Below are 19,597 nucleotides of genomic sequence, written 5' to 3'. Positions count from 1 at the left end.
ATAACTTTGAATCAGGCCACTACAACGTTCACGTTTACGGTGTCAGCGAAGTAACACATTCCCTTGTTGGTTTAGCTACTACTTCAGGGATTGATTTGACCTTTAATCAAAACTTGACAGCACCAACGGTTACCGTGCAAAACCACAACGCCGATAAAGGAACGCTGCAAGTTGTTATTGCCGAAACAGAAACCTCAAAATCTATTGCGAGTGTGTCCGTAGCAGCGTGGTCAGAAGCTGAGCAGAAAAACATTCACTGGTACACAACATCCCACGTTGTTAATGGCAAAGTGATTGTGACAGTGGATGAAAAATACCACCACAATCTAACAGGAAATTACACTGTTCATACTTATATCAAAACAAAAGATGGCAGTACCATTGGTTATAATTTGGGACAATGTGCCTTTAACAATACCCAATCAACAACTAGCGTAACAGCTACTTATAAGGGGACAGGCGTTTATGGCGTTACCATTTCAGGTGTGTATTCAAATGGCTCTGTTAAATACGCTGTCTGGTCAGATGTTAATGGCCAAGACGACATCAAGTGGTACGATGCTTCTGTTTCACAAGCAGTTGCAACTGGTTTGATTAATGTTGCTAACCACTCAGGAACAGGAACCTATCACTTGCATGCTTACCAGTCTGATAATGGGAAAATGTACTTGCTTGGTAAAACGGAATTTACCGTGAAAAAGACCAGCTACAACACTCCTTATTACAATCAAAAAGATGAACGCTGGGGAAACACTCTCTACGGTGGCTACAAAATGGGAGCAACAGGTTGTGTGCCAACCAGTTTATCTATGATTATCTCGTCATTATCAGGAAAAGAAATTTTACCAACGATGGTAGCAGATTACCTGTATTATGATACGGTTGAATTTAACCGTGGTAGTCAAGGAACGAGTGGAAATGGTGTATTGTTGGCCTCTAAACACTTTGGAATGACACCGACAGCTTTGGGTTCAGTGAATGAATTAACCAATGCCTTGAAAGAAGGTCACTATGTATCAGCATCTGTTCAGATGAATAAGTTCTCGCCATGGCCTTTTGGCACCAGCCACGCTATTGTCTTAAAAGGCTATTCAAATGGAAATACCTATGTTTTAGATCCGTATAACGCAGCCAACAACGGCTGGTATCCAATTGATGCCCTTTGGAGAGAACAAAGTACGCAATATGAAGACATTGCTGCTTTGGGTCATCCATTGGTGAAAATCACGGATATCTAATGACAAAAAGGGAACCAGGAGGTTCTCTTTTTATATTTTTTCCATGAAACTCCTATCATTATAAGGTGTTTTTATTTTCAGAAATAGGGAGAAAACTTGAAACAAAATACTTGTAAGCGTTTTATCAATGTGGTATAGTTATAGTGATAAAACTATTAGTTAGTAGAGGTTTTTCTTATGAGTAAAATTGTTGTTATCGGAGCAAACCATGCTGGAACAGCATGTATTAAAACCATGTTAACCAACTACGGAGCTAACAATGAAATTGTTGTTTTTGATCAAAATTCTAATATTTCATTTTTAGGCTGTGGTATGGCGCTATGGATTGGAGAGCAGATCTCTGGTCCAGAAGGGTTATTCTACTCTAGCAAGAAAGAGCTAGAAGAGTTAGGTGCTACCATTTATATGAATTCTCCTGTGGAGTCTGTCGATTATGATAATAAAGTGGTAACAGCAATTGTAGATGGTCAAACACATGAAGAACACTACGATAAATTGATTTTTGCGACAGGTTCGCAACCTATTATTCCTAAGATTAAAGGGGTTCACATGGATCCAGATTCTCTTGAATTCAAAGCAGCTCTTGAGAATGTTCAGTTTGTGAAATTGTACCAAAACGCTGAAGATGTGATTAATAAATTACACCATGAAAACATTTCACGTGTTGCCGTTGTTGGTGCGGGTTATATTGGTGTAGAATTGGCAGAAGCCTTCCAACGTAATGGCAAAGAAGTAACCCTTATCGATGTTGCTGAAACATGCTTGGCAGGTTACTATGACGCAGATTTTAGTGCAGCGATGGCGAAAAATTTGGAAGACCACGGTATTCGACTAGCCTTTGGTGAAGCCGTTAAAGAAATTGCGGGTCAAACAAAAGTTGAAAAAATCATCACTGATAAAGCTGAATACGATGTTGATATGGTTATCCTTGCTGTTGGTTTCCGCCCAAATACTGCTCTAGGTGGTGGCAAAGTGGAACTCTTCTCAAACGGTGCTTTCCTAGTGGATAAATACCAAGAAACAAGTGTTCCCGGCGTCTATGCTATTGGTGACTGTGCAACTATTTTCAATAACGCAACACAAACAATCGATTATATCGCTCTTGCATCGAATGCAGTAAGAACAGGGATTGTGGCAGCCCACAATGCTTGCGGACATAAATTAGAAGGTGTCGGTGTCCAAGGTTCAAACGGTATTTCGATTTATGGCTTAGACATGGTTTCAACTGGTTTGACTTTGGAAAAAGCAGCTGCCAAAGGATTTGAAGCAGCAGAAGTGGAATACAAAGACAATCAAAAGCCTGAATTTATCGAGAAAGACAATGCCAAAGTAACCTTGAAGATTGTTTACGATAAAAAGACTCGCAGAATTCTAGGGGCACAATTGATGTCTAAAAAAGACATTTCTTTGGCACTGCACCTCTTCTCATTGGCTATCCAAGAGCAAGTAACGATTGATAAATTAGCTTTGACAGATTTGTTCTTCTTGCCACACTTCAATAAACCTTATAACTACATTACTATGGCAGCGTTGAGTGCTGAGTAGTGTTGAGTAAAAAAATAACAGGGAGTGGTAGTTTCCTGTTATTTTTTATTTTAAGGTAGAAAAAAGAGAGTCTTTCGACTCTCTTTTACCATCCTTTAGAGCTGATTAGTTTTTAGAAGCAGCAACGTATTCTTCTTTAGAGAAAGCTTTGTCGATGATAGCTTTTAATTCTTCTGCAGAAGCTTGCATTTTTTGTGTTTCAGCATCGTTCAATGGAATGTTCACTGGACGAACGATACCATGTGCACCAACGATAGCAGGTTGACCAATGTAGCAATCAGTTACGCCTGGGTATTGACCGTCTTGATATACAGAAACTGGAAGAACGGCATTTTCATCGTTAAGAATAGCTTGAGTAATACGTGCAAGGGCAACAGCGATACCGTAGAATGTAGCACCTTTTTTGTCGATGATTGAGTATGCAGCGTCACGTACGCTTACAAATAGGTCAACCAATTCTTCAGCGTTGAAGTTTTCAACATCTTTAAGGTAGTTTTCGAGATTTACACCAGCAACGTTAGCATGTGACCAAACAGCGAATTCAGAGTCACCGTGTTCACCCATGATGTATGCGTGTACTGAACGTGCATCAACACCAAGTTTTTCAGCCAATGCTTGACGGAAACGAGCTGAGTCAAGTGAAGTACCTGAACCAATAACGCGTTCTTTAGGGAATCCTGAGAATTTCCATGTAGAGTAAGTCAAGATATCAACTGGGTTAGCAGCGACCAAGAAGACTCCGTTGAAACCAGATTTAACGATTTCAGTAACGATAGATTTGTTGATAGCCAAGTTTTTATCAACAAGGTCAAGACGAGTTTCACCTGGTTTTTGAGGAGCACCAGCAGTAATTACGACAAGATCAGCATCTGCACAGTCTTCGTATTTAGCAGCGTAGATTTTTTTAGGTGAAGTGAATGCAAGAGCGTGGCTCAAATCTTCAGCGTCACCAACAGCTTTGTTGAAAAGTTGTGGAATTTCGATGATACCAAGTTCTTGTGCGATTCCTTGGTTTACAAGCGCAAATGCGTAAGATGATCCAACGGCACCATCACCAACAAGGATAACTTTTTTGTGTTGTTTAGTTGCAGTCATTATCTAAACATCTCCTTAACTTTTTTTGAGGTTAAAGCCTCATACGTTTATATTTTAGCACGTTACGTGAGATATGTCACTAATTTATTCTAAAAACTTTGTGAAATTTTATTTTAGTGTAGTCAATCTAAGTTTGGCTAGCCATGTCGTTTCTAGGAAAAATATGGTATAATATAGAAGAGTTTTACAGTAGAGGAGGAGAGTTTTTCCTTAATGCAGGATAAGAATTTAATTGACGTTAATCTAACCTCAGAGATGAAAGTAAGTTTTATCGATTATGCGATGTCTGTTATTGTCGCACGCGCACTGCCAGATGTTCGCGATGGGTTAAAGCCTGTTCATCGCCGCATTCTTTATGGAATGAATGAGCTTGGAGTAACGCCTGATAAACCGCATAAAAAATCAGCTCGTATCACAGGGGATGTCATGGGTAAATATCACCCTCATGGTGATTCTTCGATTTATGAAGCTATGGTTCGAATGGCTCAATGGTGGAGCTATCGTCATATGTTGGTTGATGGTCACGGAAACTTTGGTTCAATGGATGGTGATGGTGCAGCGGCACAACGTTATACCGAAGCCCGAATGAGCAAAATTGCGCTAGAGATGTTGCGTGATATCAACAAAAAAACAGTTGATTTCCAAGATAACTACGATGGTAGCGAACGTGAGCCTTTGGTCTTACCATCGCGTTTTCCTAATTTGTTGGTCAATGGTGCAACAGGGATTGCCGTCGGTATGGCGACAAATATCCCACCGCACAACTTAGGCGAATCGATTGATGCGGTTAAGTTGGTGATGGATAATCCTGACGTGACGACGCGTGAATTGATGGAAGTCTTGCCTGGACCAGATTTCCCAACAGGGGCTTTGGTAATGGGACGTTCAGGGATTTACAAAGCTTATGAAACAGGTAAGGGGTCTATTATCCTGCGTTCACGTGCAGAGATTGAAACAACTAAGAGTGGTCGTGAGCGTATCGTGGTGACGGAGTTCCCTTATGGCGTCAATAAAACTAAGGTACACGAACACATCGTGCGTTTGACGCAAGAAAAGCGTATCGAAGGAATCACAGCGGTACGTGATGAATCAAGCCGCGAAGGTATTCGCTTTGTTATTGAAGTGCGTCGTGATGCCTCTGCTAATGTGATTTTGAATAATCTTTTTAAATTGACCAGCTTGCAAACCAATTATAGTTTTAATATGCTGGCGATTGAAAATGGTGTGCCTAAGATTTTATCACTCAAACAGATTATTGTTGATTACATCGAGCACCAAAAAGATGTGATTGTTCGCCGCACAAAATTTGATAAAGCAAAGGCAGAAAAACGCGCTCACATCTTGGAAGGCTTGCTGATTGCTTTAGACCACTTGGACGAAGTGATTAGCATTATCCGCAATAGCGAAACCGATGTTTTGGCACAAAAAGAATTGATGGAACGTTTCCAATTGTCAGAACGTCAAAGTCAAGCTATCCTTGATATGCGTTTGCGTCGTTTGACTGGTTTGGAAAGGGAAAAAATCCAAGATGAATACGATGATTTGTTGGCTTTGATTGCTGATTTGTCGGATATTTTAGCCAAACCAGAGCGTATTATTGCGATCATCAAAGAAGAAATGGACGAGATTAAGCGTAAATATGCTGACCCTCGCCGTACAGAATTGATGGTGGGAGAAGTGCTTTCACTAGACGATGAAGATTTGATTGAAGAAAGCGATGTTCTCATCACCTTGTCTGATAATGGTTACGTTAAACGCCTTTCTCAAGACGAATTCCGTTCGCAAAAACGTGGCGGTCGTGGAGTCAAGGGAACAGGTGTCAATGACGATGACTTTGTGCGAGAATTGGTATCGACAAATACTCACGATTACGTTTACTTTATGACCAATCGTGGTCGTGTTTACCGTTTGAAGGGCTATGAAATCCCTGAATACGGTCGCAGTGCCAAGGGATTACCAATTGTCAATCTCTTGAAATTGGACGAGGACGAAGTGGTTCAAACCATCATCAGAGCCACACAAGCTGAGTCAGAAGAAAATTATTTCTTCTTTGTGACACGAAATGGGATTATCAAGCGAACTAAGGAGTCTGAATTTGCGCATATTCGTCAAAATGGTCTGAAGGCTATTACCCTTAAAGACGGTGATGAGTTAATCAATGTTATCCGAACAAGCGGCGATGATGATATCATCATTGGAACACGTTTTGGTTATAGTGTCCGCTTTAAAGAAAGTGCTGTTCGTAGTATGAGCCGCTCAGCTTCAGGTGTTCGTGGGGTAAATCTTCGTGAGGGTGACGCTGTTGTGGGTGCTTCACGCATCACAGATGACCAAGAAGTGCTTGTGATTACAGAGAAGGGCTACGGCAAACGTACAGCTGCATCTGAATACCCAACTAAAGGTCGCGGTGGTAAAGGTATTAAGACTATTAAGATCACTGAGAAAAATGGTCTGTTAGCTGGTCTAGCAACTGTCAATGGTGACGAGGATATCATGGTTATTACAGATACAGGTGTTGTCATTCGTACAGGTGTGTCTAATATTTCGCAAACAGGTCGTTCAACCTTGGGCGTTAAAGTCATGAAATTGTACCAAGATTCTAAAATCATGACCTTTACCCTCGTCCATCCCGAAGAAGAAAATGATGAAGCATAAGGCTATAAGGATATGAAAAGAAGATTCGAAACAACTCTGAAAGTCTTTATCTGCTTTGTTTTAATCGTCGTTGGTCTAGCCTTGATTTTTAATCAGTCTATTTGTAATTTTTTGATTGGTCGCCAGTCAAATCGTTACCAAATCGAAAAAGTATCTAAAAAAACACTGGAAAAAAACCAGTCGGCAGACGTGACTTATGATTTTTCAGCGGTTGAGCCAATCAGTTTGCAGTCTGTTTTAAAAAATCAGACGAGTCAGGTTGATTTGCCTGCGATTGGTGGAATTGCCATCCCTGATTTAGACATCAATCTTCCTATTTTTAAAGGCTTGGGCAATACAGAATTATCTTATGGCGCTGGGACGATGAAGAAAAATCAAGTTATGGGCGGGGTCAATAATTACGCACTCGCCAGCCATCACGTTTTTGAATTGGAAGGTTCGTCTAAAATGCTCTTTTCACCACTTGAACGTGCTAAAACTGGCATGATGATTTATTTGACGGACAAATCAATGATTTACACCTATGTCATCACGTCAGTGGAGTCAGTAGCACCTGACCGCACAGATGTGCTAAACGACAGTCCTGGGCAATCTGAGGTAACCTTGGTGACGTGTACCGACCAAGCTGCGACCAACCGTATTGTGGTCAAGGGCAATCTAGAATCTTCAGTTTCCTATGACCAAGCTCCAAAGGACGTGCTAAAGGCTTTCCAATATGCTTATAATCAAATGTCCTTTTAACCTAAAACCTTGGTTACCATCGTAGGAAAGAAAAACTATAAGAATTGTCAATAGTTTGTTCTAAATTTTTTAGAATACTTTAGATCATATTTTGAAAAGGTTTTTATCTCGGTTTATCTTCATCAAAAGCTTCGTCATTCTTCAGGAAATGAACTAGCACACGAATAATTTTCTTAGCGATTTATGATGCTTTTCATGTGCTAGTTTGATTCTAAAATACTCTTTTCTTTAAAGTTTGATAAAATACTTAACAAAAACTAGCTAGCAAAACTGCTAGCTAGTTTTATATATTCCTCAATATACGATTTCTTTGGGGTGATTGTTGGTAAAGTATTAAGTGGCATCAAGTATTTGGCATTTGACTAAAATATCTGAGTATTCATAGCGAAGTCCGATTCTGATAAATAGAATTTCTACTTTAAGAGTAAATTTAGTATATAAGTTAACCTCTCCTCATACGACAATTTAGTGCATCAGACCTATAGCTAGTTAAAAAGCAACAATGATTTTTTATACTATATTCGTGGTTCTAGTTAATTTAAAAATAACGTGAATTATGAGCAAGAACGATTTGTTCAGGTCTTAACTGTATCCAAGCTAGTCTTCTAACTAATGATGTGTCTTGGACACCCAAAAGACGAAAAGACGGCACAGTTCCGAAAAACCTTGTCCATAGATAGTACCTTTCCAGTCCTAGGCTCTACTTGAGTTCATTACTTAGATAGTCTAAATCGCTGATAATGAGCAACTGTTTGCATGCTTCTAATAGCTCATGGGTTGCTTTGATATCATGAACAGAGATTGGTGTCATAACGTAGTTCAGAATATAACCTGATAAAGTAACCAACATTTGCTAATCCTTTAAAAATGGAGACTCTGTGATTGCGTACAGCTTGGCAATGAAGCGGCAGATGTTATAGAAATGGCGTTGCGATGTCATGTTCAGTTTAGCTTGTAACAAAAGCAAGACGAGAAGGGACACATCAGAAAAGTTAACCAATTTAACGTTACGCCGATGTTTAAAGGAGTCTGGGCAGTAGTTTTTTGTGTCTTTTGAAATTAATTAGCACCAAGGGTATACCATACCAAAATATATCTCACTAATGGATAGTGCCTGCTTTGTTTATATATATTTCGTCATTCTCATTTCAAATTTTCCCAGGCGGTTTGAATGGCAGCAATTTCCTTTTTAAACTGAGATTTGTTCGTTTTCAGATAGGCAAGGTAAAAATCAATCTGTGCTGTTTCGTCGGTAATAGGCATTTCTAAACGGCGATTGTGAACTTGCTTTTCGCGCGTGAGATGCGTGATGTTGGTAGTGAAATAAGGTAGACTTGAATAGCGCCTAATTTCATTGAAATCATCAACTTCATCTTGGTAAATAAATTTCGCATTTGGAATATTGTCCTCAATAATTTGTTGTCAAATACCAATGTCGCGAAGAACCACGAAACTAAAACCAGCCATTTCTTGAAATGTTGTTTTGGTTTTATTAGCTGGGACGATCATGGCATCACTGTTAACACGTAAACTTTCCTTGCCGACATAAAGTGATTCGATGTTATCTGTTTGAATTTCTTGGTGTGTAAAAATGAGTTGATAATCTTGAGAAAGCAATTTAGCAACAATTCCCCCTTCAGAAAGCAAATTATTATCAATGCTAATATGCTCGGATGCTACATCTTCAGCAATGTAAAGCGGACCAGGAGCTACTGAACCTAATCGTATTTTTCCTGAATGTTTCTCAAAATCTTGGATATGATCGATAAAGGCCTGTTTGGCTTCTAGCAATTTTTCAGCTTCTTCGGTAGCTAATTGACCTGTTTCCGTTAAGCTAATGTGATTAGGAGTTCGTTTTAATAAAGTTACTCCGAGTTCGTCTTCGAGTTTTTGCATGCCTCGTGTGACCGTTGGCTAAGTGACCATAAGGTGATCTGCTGTGGCAGAGAGCGTACCGTATTTGGCAAAAGCAACAAGGGCTTCTAAAAGGTAGTCATCAATCATGAATGCTTTCTTTTCTGGTAAGTATACGTTACAAGTATACTACCATAGAAGAGAAGTAATTTTCAAATAAAAAGCCTTGGTATATAGTTTAAGTATCAAAAGGAAAGAGGGTTATTTTGAAAACAATCTTTCCTAAAGGTTAGTTGGAGGAAAAATTATGAGTATTTTGTTTATTAATAGTAGTCCAAATCATAATGGCAATACTGCCAAATTAGCACGTGTTTTGTTGGCAGGACATGACTATCAAACGCTAGATTTAGCAGATTATAAATTGTATGCTTATGGTCAAAATTTCGCTGATGATCAACTAGACGATGTGATGACAGAAGTTGCCAAGGCTGCCACAATCGTTATTGGCTCTCCTGTTTATTGGCATAATTTAAATGGTTTATTGCGTAATTTCTTAGACCGTCAATACGGTCGAGTGGCTCCTGAATTTGCTGGAAAACGTTTGTTCTTTCTCTTTCAAGGACAAGCACCAACTCCAGAAATTCTAGCTGCTGGTGAATACACAATGAGCCGTTTTTCAAGTTACTATGACATGGATTATATGGGAATGGCGCACAATGCCAGTGAAGCCAAGAAGTTAGCTAAGGAAGTTTAAGGATATGGAGATGAGCTATCGGGTAAAGCCATTGCGCTCTTTTTAACGAATGGTGGATATAGTTTAGGCTCAAGCGTTGATCGGCAGGAACAGTAGATTTTGCTTATCAAGCTTTTAAAAATCAATTTTTAGCATTAGCCAGTGAGGCTCCAAAACAACATAAATAGGAAGATAATCTGCTTTTCAGAGAACGAAAAGGCGTTAAGCATGATTATGATGCCGTTTGTTATTATACTTACCCGTGGTGCTAGTTGAAAAATCTCAAATTATAAACCCAAATAATACTTTCTAACCACAGTTCCAGTCCGCATAAGCTACGAACAAGGGGTCTTTGAATATCAAATTCTGTACAGAGTACCGAAAATCTCGTTTCAATAGTTCGTCGTTTAGCCATTAATTTCCAATTATTATGATGTTTAGCTTCGCTCATGTTTTGACGTAACGGTGTCCAAAGCTGGTATCCTTTTTGTGCTAATCGCTGCTTCAATGATTGGCTAATATAGCCTAAATCCGCTAAAATCATAGGAAAATTGTATCTTCTAGTAATTCCTCACAGGCTTTACTATCATGGGTTGATGCAGGTGTCACGAGGTCGTTCACAACGTAACCTGATAAGGTTACCAACATATGCACCTTGAAACCATAAAACCACATTTGTTTAGCTGAATTAAAGGAAATATCAGCCTGTTCGTCCCGAAAAATCCTAGTTTTAAAATTTCTAACTGGAAGACAAACAGGAAGCGGAAAGCTATCTACAATAACAAGCTCATCTTTAGGTATTCGTTTTGTTAGCGCTTGTCTGATTAGTTTAAATAGAGGAAGCAAATATTTTGCACGACGATAAAATCGCGTACGTTCTAATCCACTACTACCAATAAATAACTGACACATACGGTAAAACTTACGCTGAGACCGAATACCTAACTCTACTTGTAAAAATAAGAGAACTAAATAGAACTATCTTTTGTTTTACAAAGTTTGATATTGTGGCGTTCACGCAATAACTTGGGACTGTATTGACGATAAATAAGAGTACAAAATTGTTTTAATGGCTTCATATCCCATTGTAAATGATGAGATTTAGCGGTATACTGTAAATGGCTCATTTGGACTACCTTCTGTTTAGTTGTCACTTACAGTATAGTCCATTTGAGCTTTTTTCGTATCTTAAATTTAACTAGCACCACGGGTTATACTTATATTGCTTTAAGTACCTTTTGGAAATTTTAAGCTAAATCGAACTAAATCAGTATACGTAAAGCGCATGCTAGCTTAGCACATAAGTAATGTACTTTTGAGCCATTTAGACGTAAAATGTAGGTATAAAAAAGAACGAGGTAAAAATGATGACAGAAACAATTACTTTAAATGATGGCAATCGTATTCCAGCAGTTGGGTTTGGTATTTCCAAATTCCTGCAGACGGTTCAAACTATACAGCTGTTAAGGAAGCCTTAGAAGTAGGCTATCGTCATATCGACACAGCGTAAGCCTATTTCAATGAAAAAGAAGTCGGACAAGCAATCAAGAATTCTGGTATTCCACGTGAAGAAATTTTTGTTACCAGCAAACTGTGGATCCAAGATTATGCTTACGAAACTGCTAAAGCAATCATCGATGCGACTCTTGAAAAAATGGGACTTGATTACCTTGATCTTTACCTCCTTCACCAACCTTATGGCAAAGTCGAAGAGGCTTGGAAAACTTTAGAAGAAGCTAAAGAAGCTGGTAAAATAAAATCAATCGGTGTGTCAAACTTCACGCCAAACTTTTGGAATCAATTTGTTCCACATTTCAATACGATTCCAGCTGTTAACCAAGTAGAATTCAACCCATATTTCCAACAAAAAGCTCTACGTGACTTGCTTGCAAAAGATGATGTTAAAATCGAAGCTTGGGCGCCACTCGGACAAGGAAATAAAGACTTATTTGCCGAACCAATCATCACAGTCTTGGCTAACAAATATGGCAAAGATGCTGGGCAAATTATTTTGCGATTTGAAGTGCAAGAAGGTATCATTGTATTGCCAAAATCAACCAAGAAAGTTCGCATGGCATCAAACAAAGACCTCTTTGATTTTGAATTGACCGCTGAAGAAATGGCAGAGCTTCGTGTCCTTGACAAAGGAAAAGGCGCTCATGACCCAGACGCACCAGGTGTTGGAGACTGGCTACTTTCTAACTATGATGTTCATGCTAATGATTAATCTTAAAGATTATTGAGGAAATATAGATGAAAAATGTTTTAATTTTGGGTGCCAATGGACAAATTGCACGGATTGTAGCGAAGCGTCTTTTGAGCGAACAAGATGATGTTCAATTGACACTTTATTTACGAAAAAGTCATCGTGTTGATGACTTAGTGGCTATTAATCCTACACGTGTAAGGACAGTAGATGCTGATATTCATGACCAAGAAACGTTGGACAAGGCTGTTCAAGGACAGGATATTGTTTTTATTTCAAATGTTGACCATGACCCTGATAACGAACTGACTCAAGATGTTATTGCAGCAATGATTAAAAATGATGTTAAACGTGTTATAGCTTCAAATGTTTTAGTAATTTACGGAGAAGTTCCTGGAGAATATGGTCGTTGGAATACAGAAATGCTTACGCAAGCGGGGCTCAATCGTGATCGACGTTCTGACGAATTGTTAGAAAAATCAGGCTTAGATTACACAACTTTGCGCTTGTCTTGGTTAAATGACCGTGATGAGGTAAAATACAGTATCACGCACAAAGGAGAATCATATGTCGGTGTTTCGGGGTCACGTCAAAGTATGGCAGACGTTGTCGTCAAAATGATTGCTGACCCAACTTACCTCAATAGAGAAAGTATAGGTCTTGCCGACCCCGATACTCAAGGATTGACACGTCCTGTTTATTAAGATAAATAGAGAAGGAGAAAAAATGAAAGTCGCGACATTTATTGAACCAGGGAAAATGACAGTTACTGAAGCACCTGTGCCAGAAATTCAAAAAGACACAGATGTCATTATTAAAACCGTTCGTGCGTGTGTTTGTGGTTCCGACCTTTGGTGGTTTAGAGGCATTTCTAAACGCGAACCAAATTCTTATACTGGACATGAAGCTATTGGCATTGTTGAAACAGTAGGAAATGCGGTGACCTCAGTTAAAGCTGGCGATTTTGTCATTGTTCCATTTACACATGGTTGTGGTAAATGCGCTGCTTGCCGTGCTGGTTTTGATGGCAATTGTACCAATATGGAACCAGGTGGTAACGCTGGCTATCAAGGTGAATATCTCCGCTTTACAAATGCTGATTGGGCACTTATTAAAATTCCTGGACAACCGTCTGATTATTCAGATGACGTATTGAATTCTCTCTTGACTTTGGCTGATGTGATGGCAACTGGTTATCATGCTGCTAAAACAGCAGAGGTCAAAGCTGGCGATACTGTTGTTGTCATGGGAGATGGTGCCGTTGGTTTGTGTGGCGTTATTGGCGCTAAATTATTGGGGGCAACACGCATTATTGCCATGAGTCGTCATGCTGACCGACAAGCTCTAGCAAAAGAATTCGGCGCAACTGATATTGTAGCTGAACGTGGTGACGAAGCCGTTGAAAAAGTTATGGTATTGACAAATGGTGCTGGTGCCGACGCTGTTTTAGAATGTGTTGGAACTGTGCAATCAGTTGAAACAGCTGTCAATGTCTGCCGTCCAGGTGCTGTGATTGGTCGTGTAGGTGTTCCTCAAAAAGCAGAAATGAACACCAATGCACTCTTCTGGAAAAATATTGGTTTACGAGGTGGTGTTGCCTCAGTAACTACCTATGACAAAGAACCGCTTCTTGATGCTGTCCTAACTGGAAAAATTAATCCAGGTAAAGTCTTTACCAAACGCTTCAATCTCGGTGACATTCAAGCAGCCTATGAAGCTATGGATAAGCGCGAAGCGATTAAGTCTTTAGTCATTGTATCTGAATAAAACACAAAGCCAGTTTTTAACAGCTGGTTTTTCATTTGAATTTAGCATATATATGTGTGTACTAGCTTACTTTAAAAGTAATTTTCAAGTGAAGTAGTATACTAATTATCCTAAAATGAAGGAAATTATGATCTCTAAATATTTGAAAATAAAGTTGCCGTTGTAACGGGCGGCAGTTCAGGAATTGGTCGTGCTATTGCTGAACGTTATGCCAACGAAGGAGCAAAAGTTATTATTGCAGGACGCCGAGAAAATATTTTAAAAAAATTGGTATATACCAATAAAGATATTTCTTATGTTGTGGCTGACATTACAAACTCTGATGATATCACTAAAATTGCAAAAACTATTGAAACTGATTTTGCTGGTCAGTTAGATATCTTGGTAAATAATGTAGGTTGGGCTCCTGTAACGCCACTAAAAGAATTGACATTAGCGGATTATGACCGTGCTTTTGCCCTAGATGTTCGAGCTCTTTTGGATATGACTATTCAAACTTTACCATTTATTCTCAAAGCTAAGGTAACGATTATTAATTTATCAACTGTTGGAGCGCAACACCGTGGTCCGAATATGTCGATGTATCTTGGTGCCAAGGCTGCTGTTGAAAACTTTACACGTGTTTGGGCAATGGAATTGGCTGCTGACGGCGTGCGTGTTAATGCTATTGCCCCTGGAACTATTGCAACTGATATCTGGAATCAAACTGATTTGTCAGAAGAAGATGCTAAGGCGCATATGGATAATATTATTAGTATGATTCCCTTGTGTTATGTTGGAGCGAGTGAGGATATTGCGAATGCTGCCGCTTATCTCGCTTCTGAACAAGCACGATACGTTACTGGTGCTATTCTAGCAGTTGATGGTGGTATGGGAGCAAGCTAATGGTATGCAAATGGCGTATGCTTGGTAAGATCCAAAAGTAATTTTCAAAGTTTAATGAAGAGGTTATACTATAACCAATATTAATAAAGCAAGTTTTGCTTACGGCTAAGTCAGTTGACTGACTTAAATACAAGAAATGAGGAAAACATCATGACGATTCAAAATGTAACATTTAAAAATAAAGCTTTAGACCTTCGTTTGGCTGGGCAACTTTATTTGCCAGCAGAATTTGATGGGACTAAAAATTATGCGGCTATTGTTGTCACAGGACCAATGCTTTCAATTAAAGAACAAGCGCAAGCAACTTATGCTAATCTCTTGGCAGAAGCTGGTTACATTGCACTAACTTTTGATGGGGCCTACTTTGGTGAAAGTGAAGGTCTCCCACGCCAGCAAGAACTTCCTGATGTTAAAGAGACAGACATTGAAGGGGCCGTTGATTTCTTAGAAAGCTTGCCATATGTTGACAACAACCGTATCGGTGGGCTTGGTATTTGCGGTTCAGGTTCATACATGTCAGTTGCAGGTGTTAAAGAACCACGTCTCAAAGCTATTACAGCGGTGGTGCCAGCTATTTCAGATATTTCAACATCTCCAATGACGAATTTATTCATGCCAGAAGATGAGGTGAGAGCGGCCAAAGAAGCCTATGAAAATGGTACAGGTGAATTGGTTCACCTTAACTTCCAACCACGTGCTTTTGAAGAAGGCGCTCAATACTATTATAGTGCTCGTGGAAATCGTCCACGTTGGAGCAATCAAGTAGTTGCTTGGAGCCAATTAGAACTTATCAAATACAATGTCACAGAAATCATGAAAGAGATGACAAAACCTTACTTGGTTATCACTGCTGAAAACGCTTGGAGTCAACCAGCATCACGTGAAATCTTTGACGCAGCCAAAAGTACTGTTAAAGAATGGGTTGTCATCCCTGAAGCAAGCCATTTCGATATGTATGACTTGTATCCATTCGTTGATGAAGCAGCAGAAGCCATTCTACCATTCTTCAATGATAATCTTTAACCATTACTATTAAAATAGACCTTTACACCAACTTATTTTTACGCATAATATACAATTTTTGAGGTACAGTTTACTTGTTAAACTGTACCTTTTATTTTCCAATTCATAACCATACGCCAACTGCATACTAGCATAGAAAAGAAGTAATTTTAAAAGGAGCAATAGCATTTTATAATAAAATCATCAAGAAAATGATTAACCAAAGGAGAAAAACTAATGATTCAACAACCTACAGTAACGCTTAATAACGGCGTAAAAATGCCCATGGTCGGCTTTGGTGTTTTCCAAATTCCTGACCCAGATGTTTGTCAAAAAGCTGTCGAAGAAGCCATCAAAACAGGTTACCGTTTAATCGACACCTCAGAAGCTTATGGCAACGAAGAAGCTGTCGGCAAAGCTATCAAAGCTTCAGGTGTTCCGCGTGAAGAACTCTTTATCACAACAAAAGCTTTCATTCAACACATTAATTACGAAGGTGCCAAGGAGGCTTTTGAAGAATCGCTGCGCAAACTTGATACTGATTACATCGACCTTTATTTGCTTCACCAACCCGTGGGCGATACTTTTGGAGCATGGCGTGCGCTGGAAGAACTTTATAACGACGGAAAAATTCGTGCCATTGGCGTATCAAATTTCGAAGATGAACAATTAGCTAACCTTGCCATTTTCAATGATGTCATTCCTGCTGTAAATCAGATTGAACTTCATGTCTTTAATCAAAAAGATGATTCTGTCGCTTACCAAGCGTCTAAAGGTGTTCAAGTTGAAAGCTGGGGTGCTTTTGCTGAAGGACGATTTGATGTCTTTAACAACCCTATTCTAAAAGCTATCGCTGATAAATACGGCAAAACAACAGCACAAGTGATGCTTCGCTGGCAATTACAACGTGGTATCGTTAGCTTATCAAAATCAGCCAAACCAGAACGTGTCCGCCAAAATTTTGATATTTTTGACTTCGAATTATCTGACGACGACATGGCACAAATCAAAACACTCAATACGAATACAACTGTCTTTGCAGACCACCACGAAGCCGCAACATTTGAACTCCTAGCGGGTTTTGTCGGAAAATCGTTTTAAGATAGAAGAGAGCTTTGAAGATTAAAGCGATAGAAAAAGGAATCGCGAAAAACTTAGCTGTCATTGACCGGGAGTTTGATAGATTGTGAATTATCTCAAATTTGCTCTCTACATTTTTATCAACTACGCTAACTATTCTATTTAGCATTTATTAAGAAAGTCATATTGCTATGGCTTTTCTTATTGAAAAGGAGAAACATGGCTCAAAAAGTTCAAAAATTTGGTATGGTATTACCAATTGTATTGCTTAGTTATTTTATGATTTTATTGGATAATTCGATTATCTTTACCAGTACTGTCCACATTAGCCAAGATTTACAGATGTCTGCTACTTTATTGTCTTGGGTTAGCAATGCTTACGCGTTAACATTTGGTGGTTTTTTACTATTTTTCGGACGAATGGGAGATATTTACGGACGTAAACGCATTTTTCAAATAGGGCTTGTTATTTTTACCGTTGCTTCCTTTTTAGTTGGTATTTCAACAAGTTCTACCATGATTATTGTGATGCGAGCGTTTCAAGGAATTGGGTCTGCCATTTTAGCACCGACGACCTTGGCATTTTTAATGGATGCCTATAGGGGGCAGCAACGAGCAACAGCTATTGCCTACTATGGTGTCACAGCAGGGCTTGGGGCTAGTTTTGGTTTGCTGATTGGTGGTCTAATTACGAGTTACAGTAGTTGGCGTTATGGCTTTTTGATTAATGTTCCTGTGGGCATTATCATGTTTTGCTTGACGCAACGATTTATCTCACAATCTTTAAGAGATAAGGATTTAGTTTTGGATTGGTGGGGTGCTATTTTATCAGTAATAACCTTTAGTAGTCTTGTTTACAGTATTAATGGTAATGTTTTACGTTGGTTGTCAGGAGTGATTTGTGTTTTTGCTTTTGTGACTTTTCTTTGGATTGAAAGTCACCATTCAAAACCGTTGATGCCCCTTAGCCTTTTTAGAAATGGAATGCGTTCAAGTGCGTATATTGCTCGTTTTTTCTTTATGAGTGCTAGTATGTCTTATTTCTTCTTGATGCCCCAAGCACTTCAGCGTTATTTTTGGTATTCACCACTGCAAGCTGCTTTTGCTTTTATTCCAATGACATTGACACAATTTATCTTTTCACTTTTTGTTAATCGCCTGACTCAACGTTTTTCAAATGTTTTTGTTCTTGTTTTGGGAACGGTTATGAATTTGACGGGATATATCATTGGGGTTGGTTTGGGCTTACATCATGGCTACTTTTTAGGTGTTGCTATTCCGATGGTTTTCATTGGGGTTGGACAAGGACTTGTTCTTGGGCCGATGACTGTCGAAGGGGTATCCGATACTAAGGCTGATGAAGCAGGAGCTGCGTCTGGTGTTGTTAATACCGTTCACCAAATCGGTGGAGCCGTAGGATTGTCATTGGTGTCTTTATTGACATCATCACTAAGCAATCCTGAAAAAATGATTGTTCATAGCCAGCAAATCATGTTAATTTACGTTATCATCATGCTACTAGCTTCCCTAAACATTTACCGTTTAAAAAGTAAATAGAGATCAGAAATCATATTACTATGGATTTTTCCTTTATTACAGGGCTTTTATTACCACCTCATTTTGAAAAAATATTATAAAAATGTTATAATATTATAATAACAAAGGAGTTTAATTAAGAAAGGAATAAATCATGTTCAGTATCAAAAAGTATTTCGTGGCAGTTGCCCTGCTTATCGCTTCGATGATAGGCGCGGTGCAAGTGCAGGCTGCTGGACAATCTGTTCAAGATGTTATTGATGAAACTTATGTGCAACCGCAATATGTTTTAGGCTATTCTTTATCAGATAAGCAGCGTTCGCAAACCTTGGCTTTGTTGAATTACAATGAGTCAAAAGACACCAACATCAAAACCATTTCAACAAGCGCCTATGCCAAAATTATGAATGTCGCGGATGACCCAAGCTTGCAGTTGTATTCTTCGGTTAAAATCCAAAAACTAGGCGCTTCTGAAGTCCTTACGGTCAACATTGTCACACCTGAAAACATCACAAAAGTGACCAAGGATATGTACCGTAATGCTGCGGTAACCTTAGGCATTGAGCACGCTTCTATCGAAGTGGCGTCACCTATCGCGGTAACTGGTGAATCTGCCTTAGCAGGTATTTATTACTCACTCGAAGAAAATGGGGCAACGATTTCAGACGAAAGCAAAGAACTTGCCCAAGAAGAATTGGACACCTTAGCCACTATCAATTCTGAAAACGAAGGAAACAGTGGTTACAGTGCCGACCAGCTAAATGTGGCACTTGCTGATATCAAATCAGCCGTAGCAGACGCAGGCGAAGGGGCTTCTAAAGAAGATATTCAAAAAATTGTCGATGAAACCCTCAGCAACTACAAGCTGCAAAATGTGCTTTCAAATAACCAAGTCAACCTCATCGTGAATTACGCGGTTAATTTATCAAAATCAGATGTGGTTAATAGCAAGAGCTTCCGTTCAACCCTAGCTTCACTTAAAAACAGTATTGTCGAACAATCAAAATCAACCTTTAAAGGTATGAATTTGAACTTTAATGCGGCAGATACGTTACAATCAAGCCAAAACTTTTTAGTGAGAATGTGGAATGCTATCGTGAACTTCTTTAAACAGTTATTTAGCAATTTTGGTGCTTAATGAATAACCCTTGCAGGTGTCTGCGAGGGATTTTGTATGCAAAAAAAGAGGCTCTATAATTTCTGTAGTGGGTAAATCCACCATGGAAATTATGGAGCCTTTTTGAGTATATACAAAAAGTC

Annotated in this window: 14 protein-coding genes and 4 pseudogenes; 13 read left to right on the top strand and 5 right to left on the bottom strand. The window is 39.1% G+C overall.

Translation table 11 applies throughout. From position 1 onward, the window contains the following. On the top strand, positions 1-1,238 hold a 1,238-nt coding region (locus tag ACFORE_RS04665; protein ID WP_380435007.1), incomplete at its 5' end, for a GBS Bsp-like repeat-containing protein. A gap of 177 nt (positions 1,239-1,415) precedes the next feature. Next, a complete protein-coding gene (gene nox / locus ACFORE_RS04660) occupies positions 1,416-2,783 on the top strand; it encodes a H2O-forming NADH oxidase (RefSeq protein WP_264879722.1) in 1,368 nt (455 codons plus the stop codon). 105 nt (positions 2,784-2,888) lie between these two features. Here the strand turns inward: nox and ACFORE_RS04655 are convergent, their stop codons facing one another. Then, positions 2,889-3,878 (bottom strand): L-lactate dehydrogenase, encoded by a 990-nt coding sequence (locus ACFORE_RS04655; RefSeq protein WP_154455504.1) that lies wholly within the window; start codon positions 3,876-3,878, stop codon positions 2,889-2,891. Between the two features lie 213 nt (positions 3,879-4,091). Between ACFORE_RS04655 and gyrA the strand changes: the two genes are divergently transcribed. Further along, complete coding sequence (gene gyrA, locus ACFORE_RS04650) at positions 4,092-6,533, top strand: DNA gyrase subunit A (protein WP_154455503.1); 2,442 nt, start codon at positions 4,092-4,094, stop codon at positions 6,531-6,533. Positions 6,534-6,545: 12 nt separating this feature from the next. Then, positions 6,546-7,274, top strand: a complete 729-nt coding sequence (locus tag ACFORE_RS04645; protein WP_264879723.1) for a class A sortase — start codon at positions 6,546-6,548, stop codon at positions 7,272-7,274. Positions 7,275-7,812: 538 nt separating this feature from the next. Here ACFORE_RS04645 and ACFORE_RS08680 read toward each other — a convergent pair. The 3 genes and pseudogenes from ACFORE_RS08680 to ACFORE_RS04635 form a co-directional block, all read right to left on the bottom strand. Continuing rightward, positions 7,813-8,319 (bottom strand): annotated as a pseudogene (locus tag ACFORE_RS08680) (IS982 family transposase); the annotation flags it as partial. A 220-nt stretch (positions 8,320-8,539) separates the two neighbouring features. Beyond that, positions 8,540-8,668 carry a hypothetical protein gene (locus ACFORE_RS04640; RefSeq protein ID WP_264879724.1) on the bottom strand — a complete coding sequence of 43 codons (129 nt, stop codon included), beginning with the start codon at positions 8,666-8,668 and terminating at the stop codon, positions 8,540-8,542. A 28-nt stretch (positions 8,669-8,696) separates the two neighbouring features. Further along, positions 8,697-9,176: pseudogene (locus ACFORE_RS04635) on the bottom strand (LysR family transcriptional regulator); the annotation flags it as partial. 259 nt (positions 9,177-9,435) lie between these two features. Here ACFORE_RS04635 and ACFORE_RS04630 point away from each other — a divergent pair. After that, positions 9,436-9,882 (top strand): flavodoxin family protein, encoded by a 447-nt coding sequence (locus tag ACFORE_RS04630; protein WP_264879725.1) that lies wholly within the window; start codon positions 9,436-9,438, stop codon positions 9,880-9,882. Between the two features lie 247 nt (positions 9,883-10,129). Here ACFORE_RS04630 and ACFORE_RS04625 read toward each other — a convergent pair. Then, positions 10,130-10,988: pseudogene (locus ACFORE_RS04625) on the bottom strand (IS982 family transposase). 240 nt (positions 10,989-11,228) lie between these two features. On the opposite strand from ACFORE_RS04625, the pseudogene ACFORE_RS04620 reads away from it, so the two are divergent. From ACFORE_RS04620 to ACFORE_RS04585, 8 genes and pseudogenes are all read left to right on the top strand, one after another. Further along, positions 11,229-12,088, top strand: a pseudogene (locus tag ACFORE_RS04620) (aldo/keto reductase). A gap of 26 nt (positions 12,089-12,114) precedes the next feature. Continuing rightward, complete coding sequence (locus ACFORE_RS04615; RefSeq protein ID WP_264879726.1) at positions 12,115-12,771, top strand: NAD(P)H-binding protein; 657 nt, start codon at positions 12,115-12,117, stop codon at positions 12,769-12,771. Between the two features lie 22 nt (positions 12,772-12,793). Further along, positions 12,794-13,834, top strand: a complete 1,041-nt coding sequence (locus ACFORE_RS04610; RefSeq protein ID WP_380435006.1) for a zinc-dependent alcohol dehydrogenase family protein — start codon at positions 12,794-12,796, stop codon at positions 13,832-13,834. Between the two features lie 138 nt (positions 13,835-13,972). Beyond that, complete coding sequence (locus ACFORE_RS04605; protein ID WP_264879731.1) at positions 13,973-14,719, top strand: SDR family NAD(P)-dependent oxidoreductase; 747 nt, start codon at positions 13,973-13,975, stop codon at positions 14,717-14,719. A 150-nt stretch (positions 14,720-14,869) separates the two neighbouring features. After that, positions 14,870-15,742 carry an alpha/beta hydrolase gene (locus ACFORE_RS04600; protein WP_264879728.1) on the top strand — a complete coding sequence of 291 codons (873 nt, stop codon included), beginning with the start codon at positions 14,870-14,872 and terminating at the stop codon, positions 15,740-15,742. A gap of 216 nt (positions 15,743-15,958) precedes the next feature. Beyond that, positions 15,959-16,822: an aldo/keto reductase gene (locus ACFORE_RS04595; protein ID WP_264879729.1), complete on the top strand. Its 864-nt coding sequence runs from the start codon at positions 15,959-15,961 to the stop codon at positions 16,820-16,822. 198 nt (positions 16,823-17,020) lie between these two features. Next, positions 17,021-18,358 carry an MFS transporter gene (locus tag ACFORE_RS04590; protein ID WP_264879730.1) on the top strand — a complete coding sequence of 446 codons (1,338 nt, stop codon included), beginning with the start codon at positions 17,021-17,023 and terminating at the stop codon, positions 18,356-18,358. Positions 18,359-18,542: 184 nt separating this feature from the next. Then, positions 18,543-19,475, top strand: a complete 933-nt coding sequence (locus ACFORE_RS04585; RefSeq protein WP_235281277.1) for a DUF1002 domain-containing protein — start codon at positions 18,543-18,545, stop codon at positions 19,473-19,475. The last annotated feature ends 122 nt before the right edge of the window (positions 19,476-19,597 follow it).

The sequence above is a fragment of the Streptococcus alactolyticus genome (genome assembly GCF_042649785.1).
Taxonomy (GTDB): domain Bacteria; phylum Bacillota; class Bacilli; order Lactobacillales; family Streptococcaceae; genus Streptococcus; species Streptococcus alactolyticus.
Note: the sequence above shows the minus strand (reverse complement) of the source record. Positions and strands in the feature narration are given on the sequence as shown.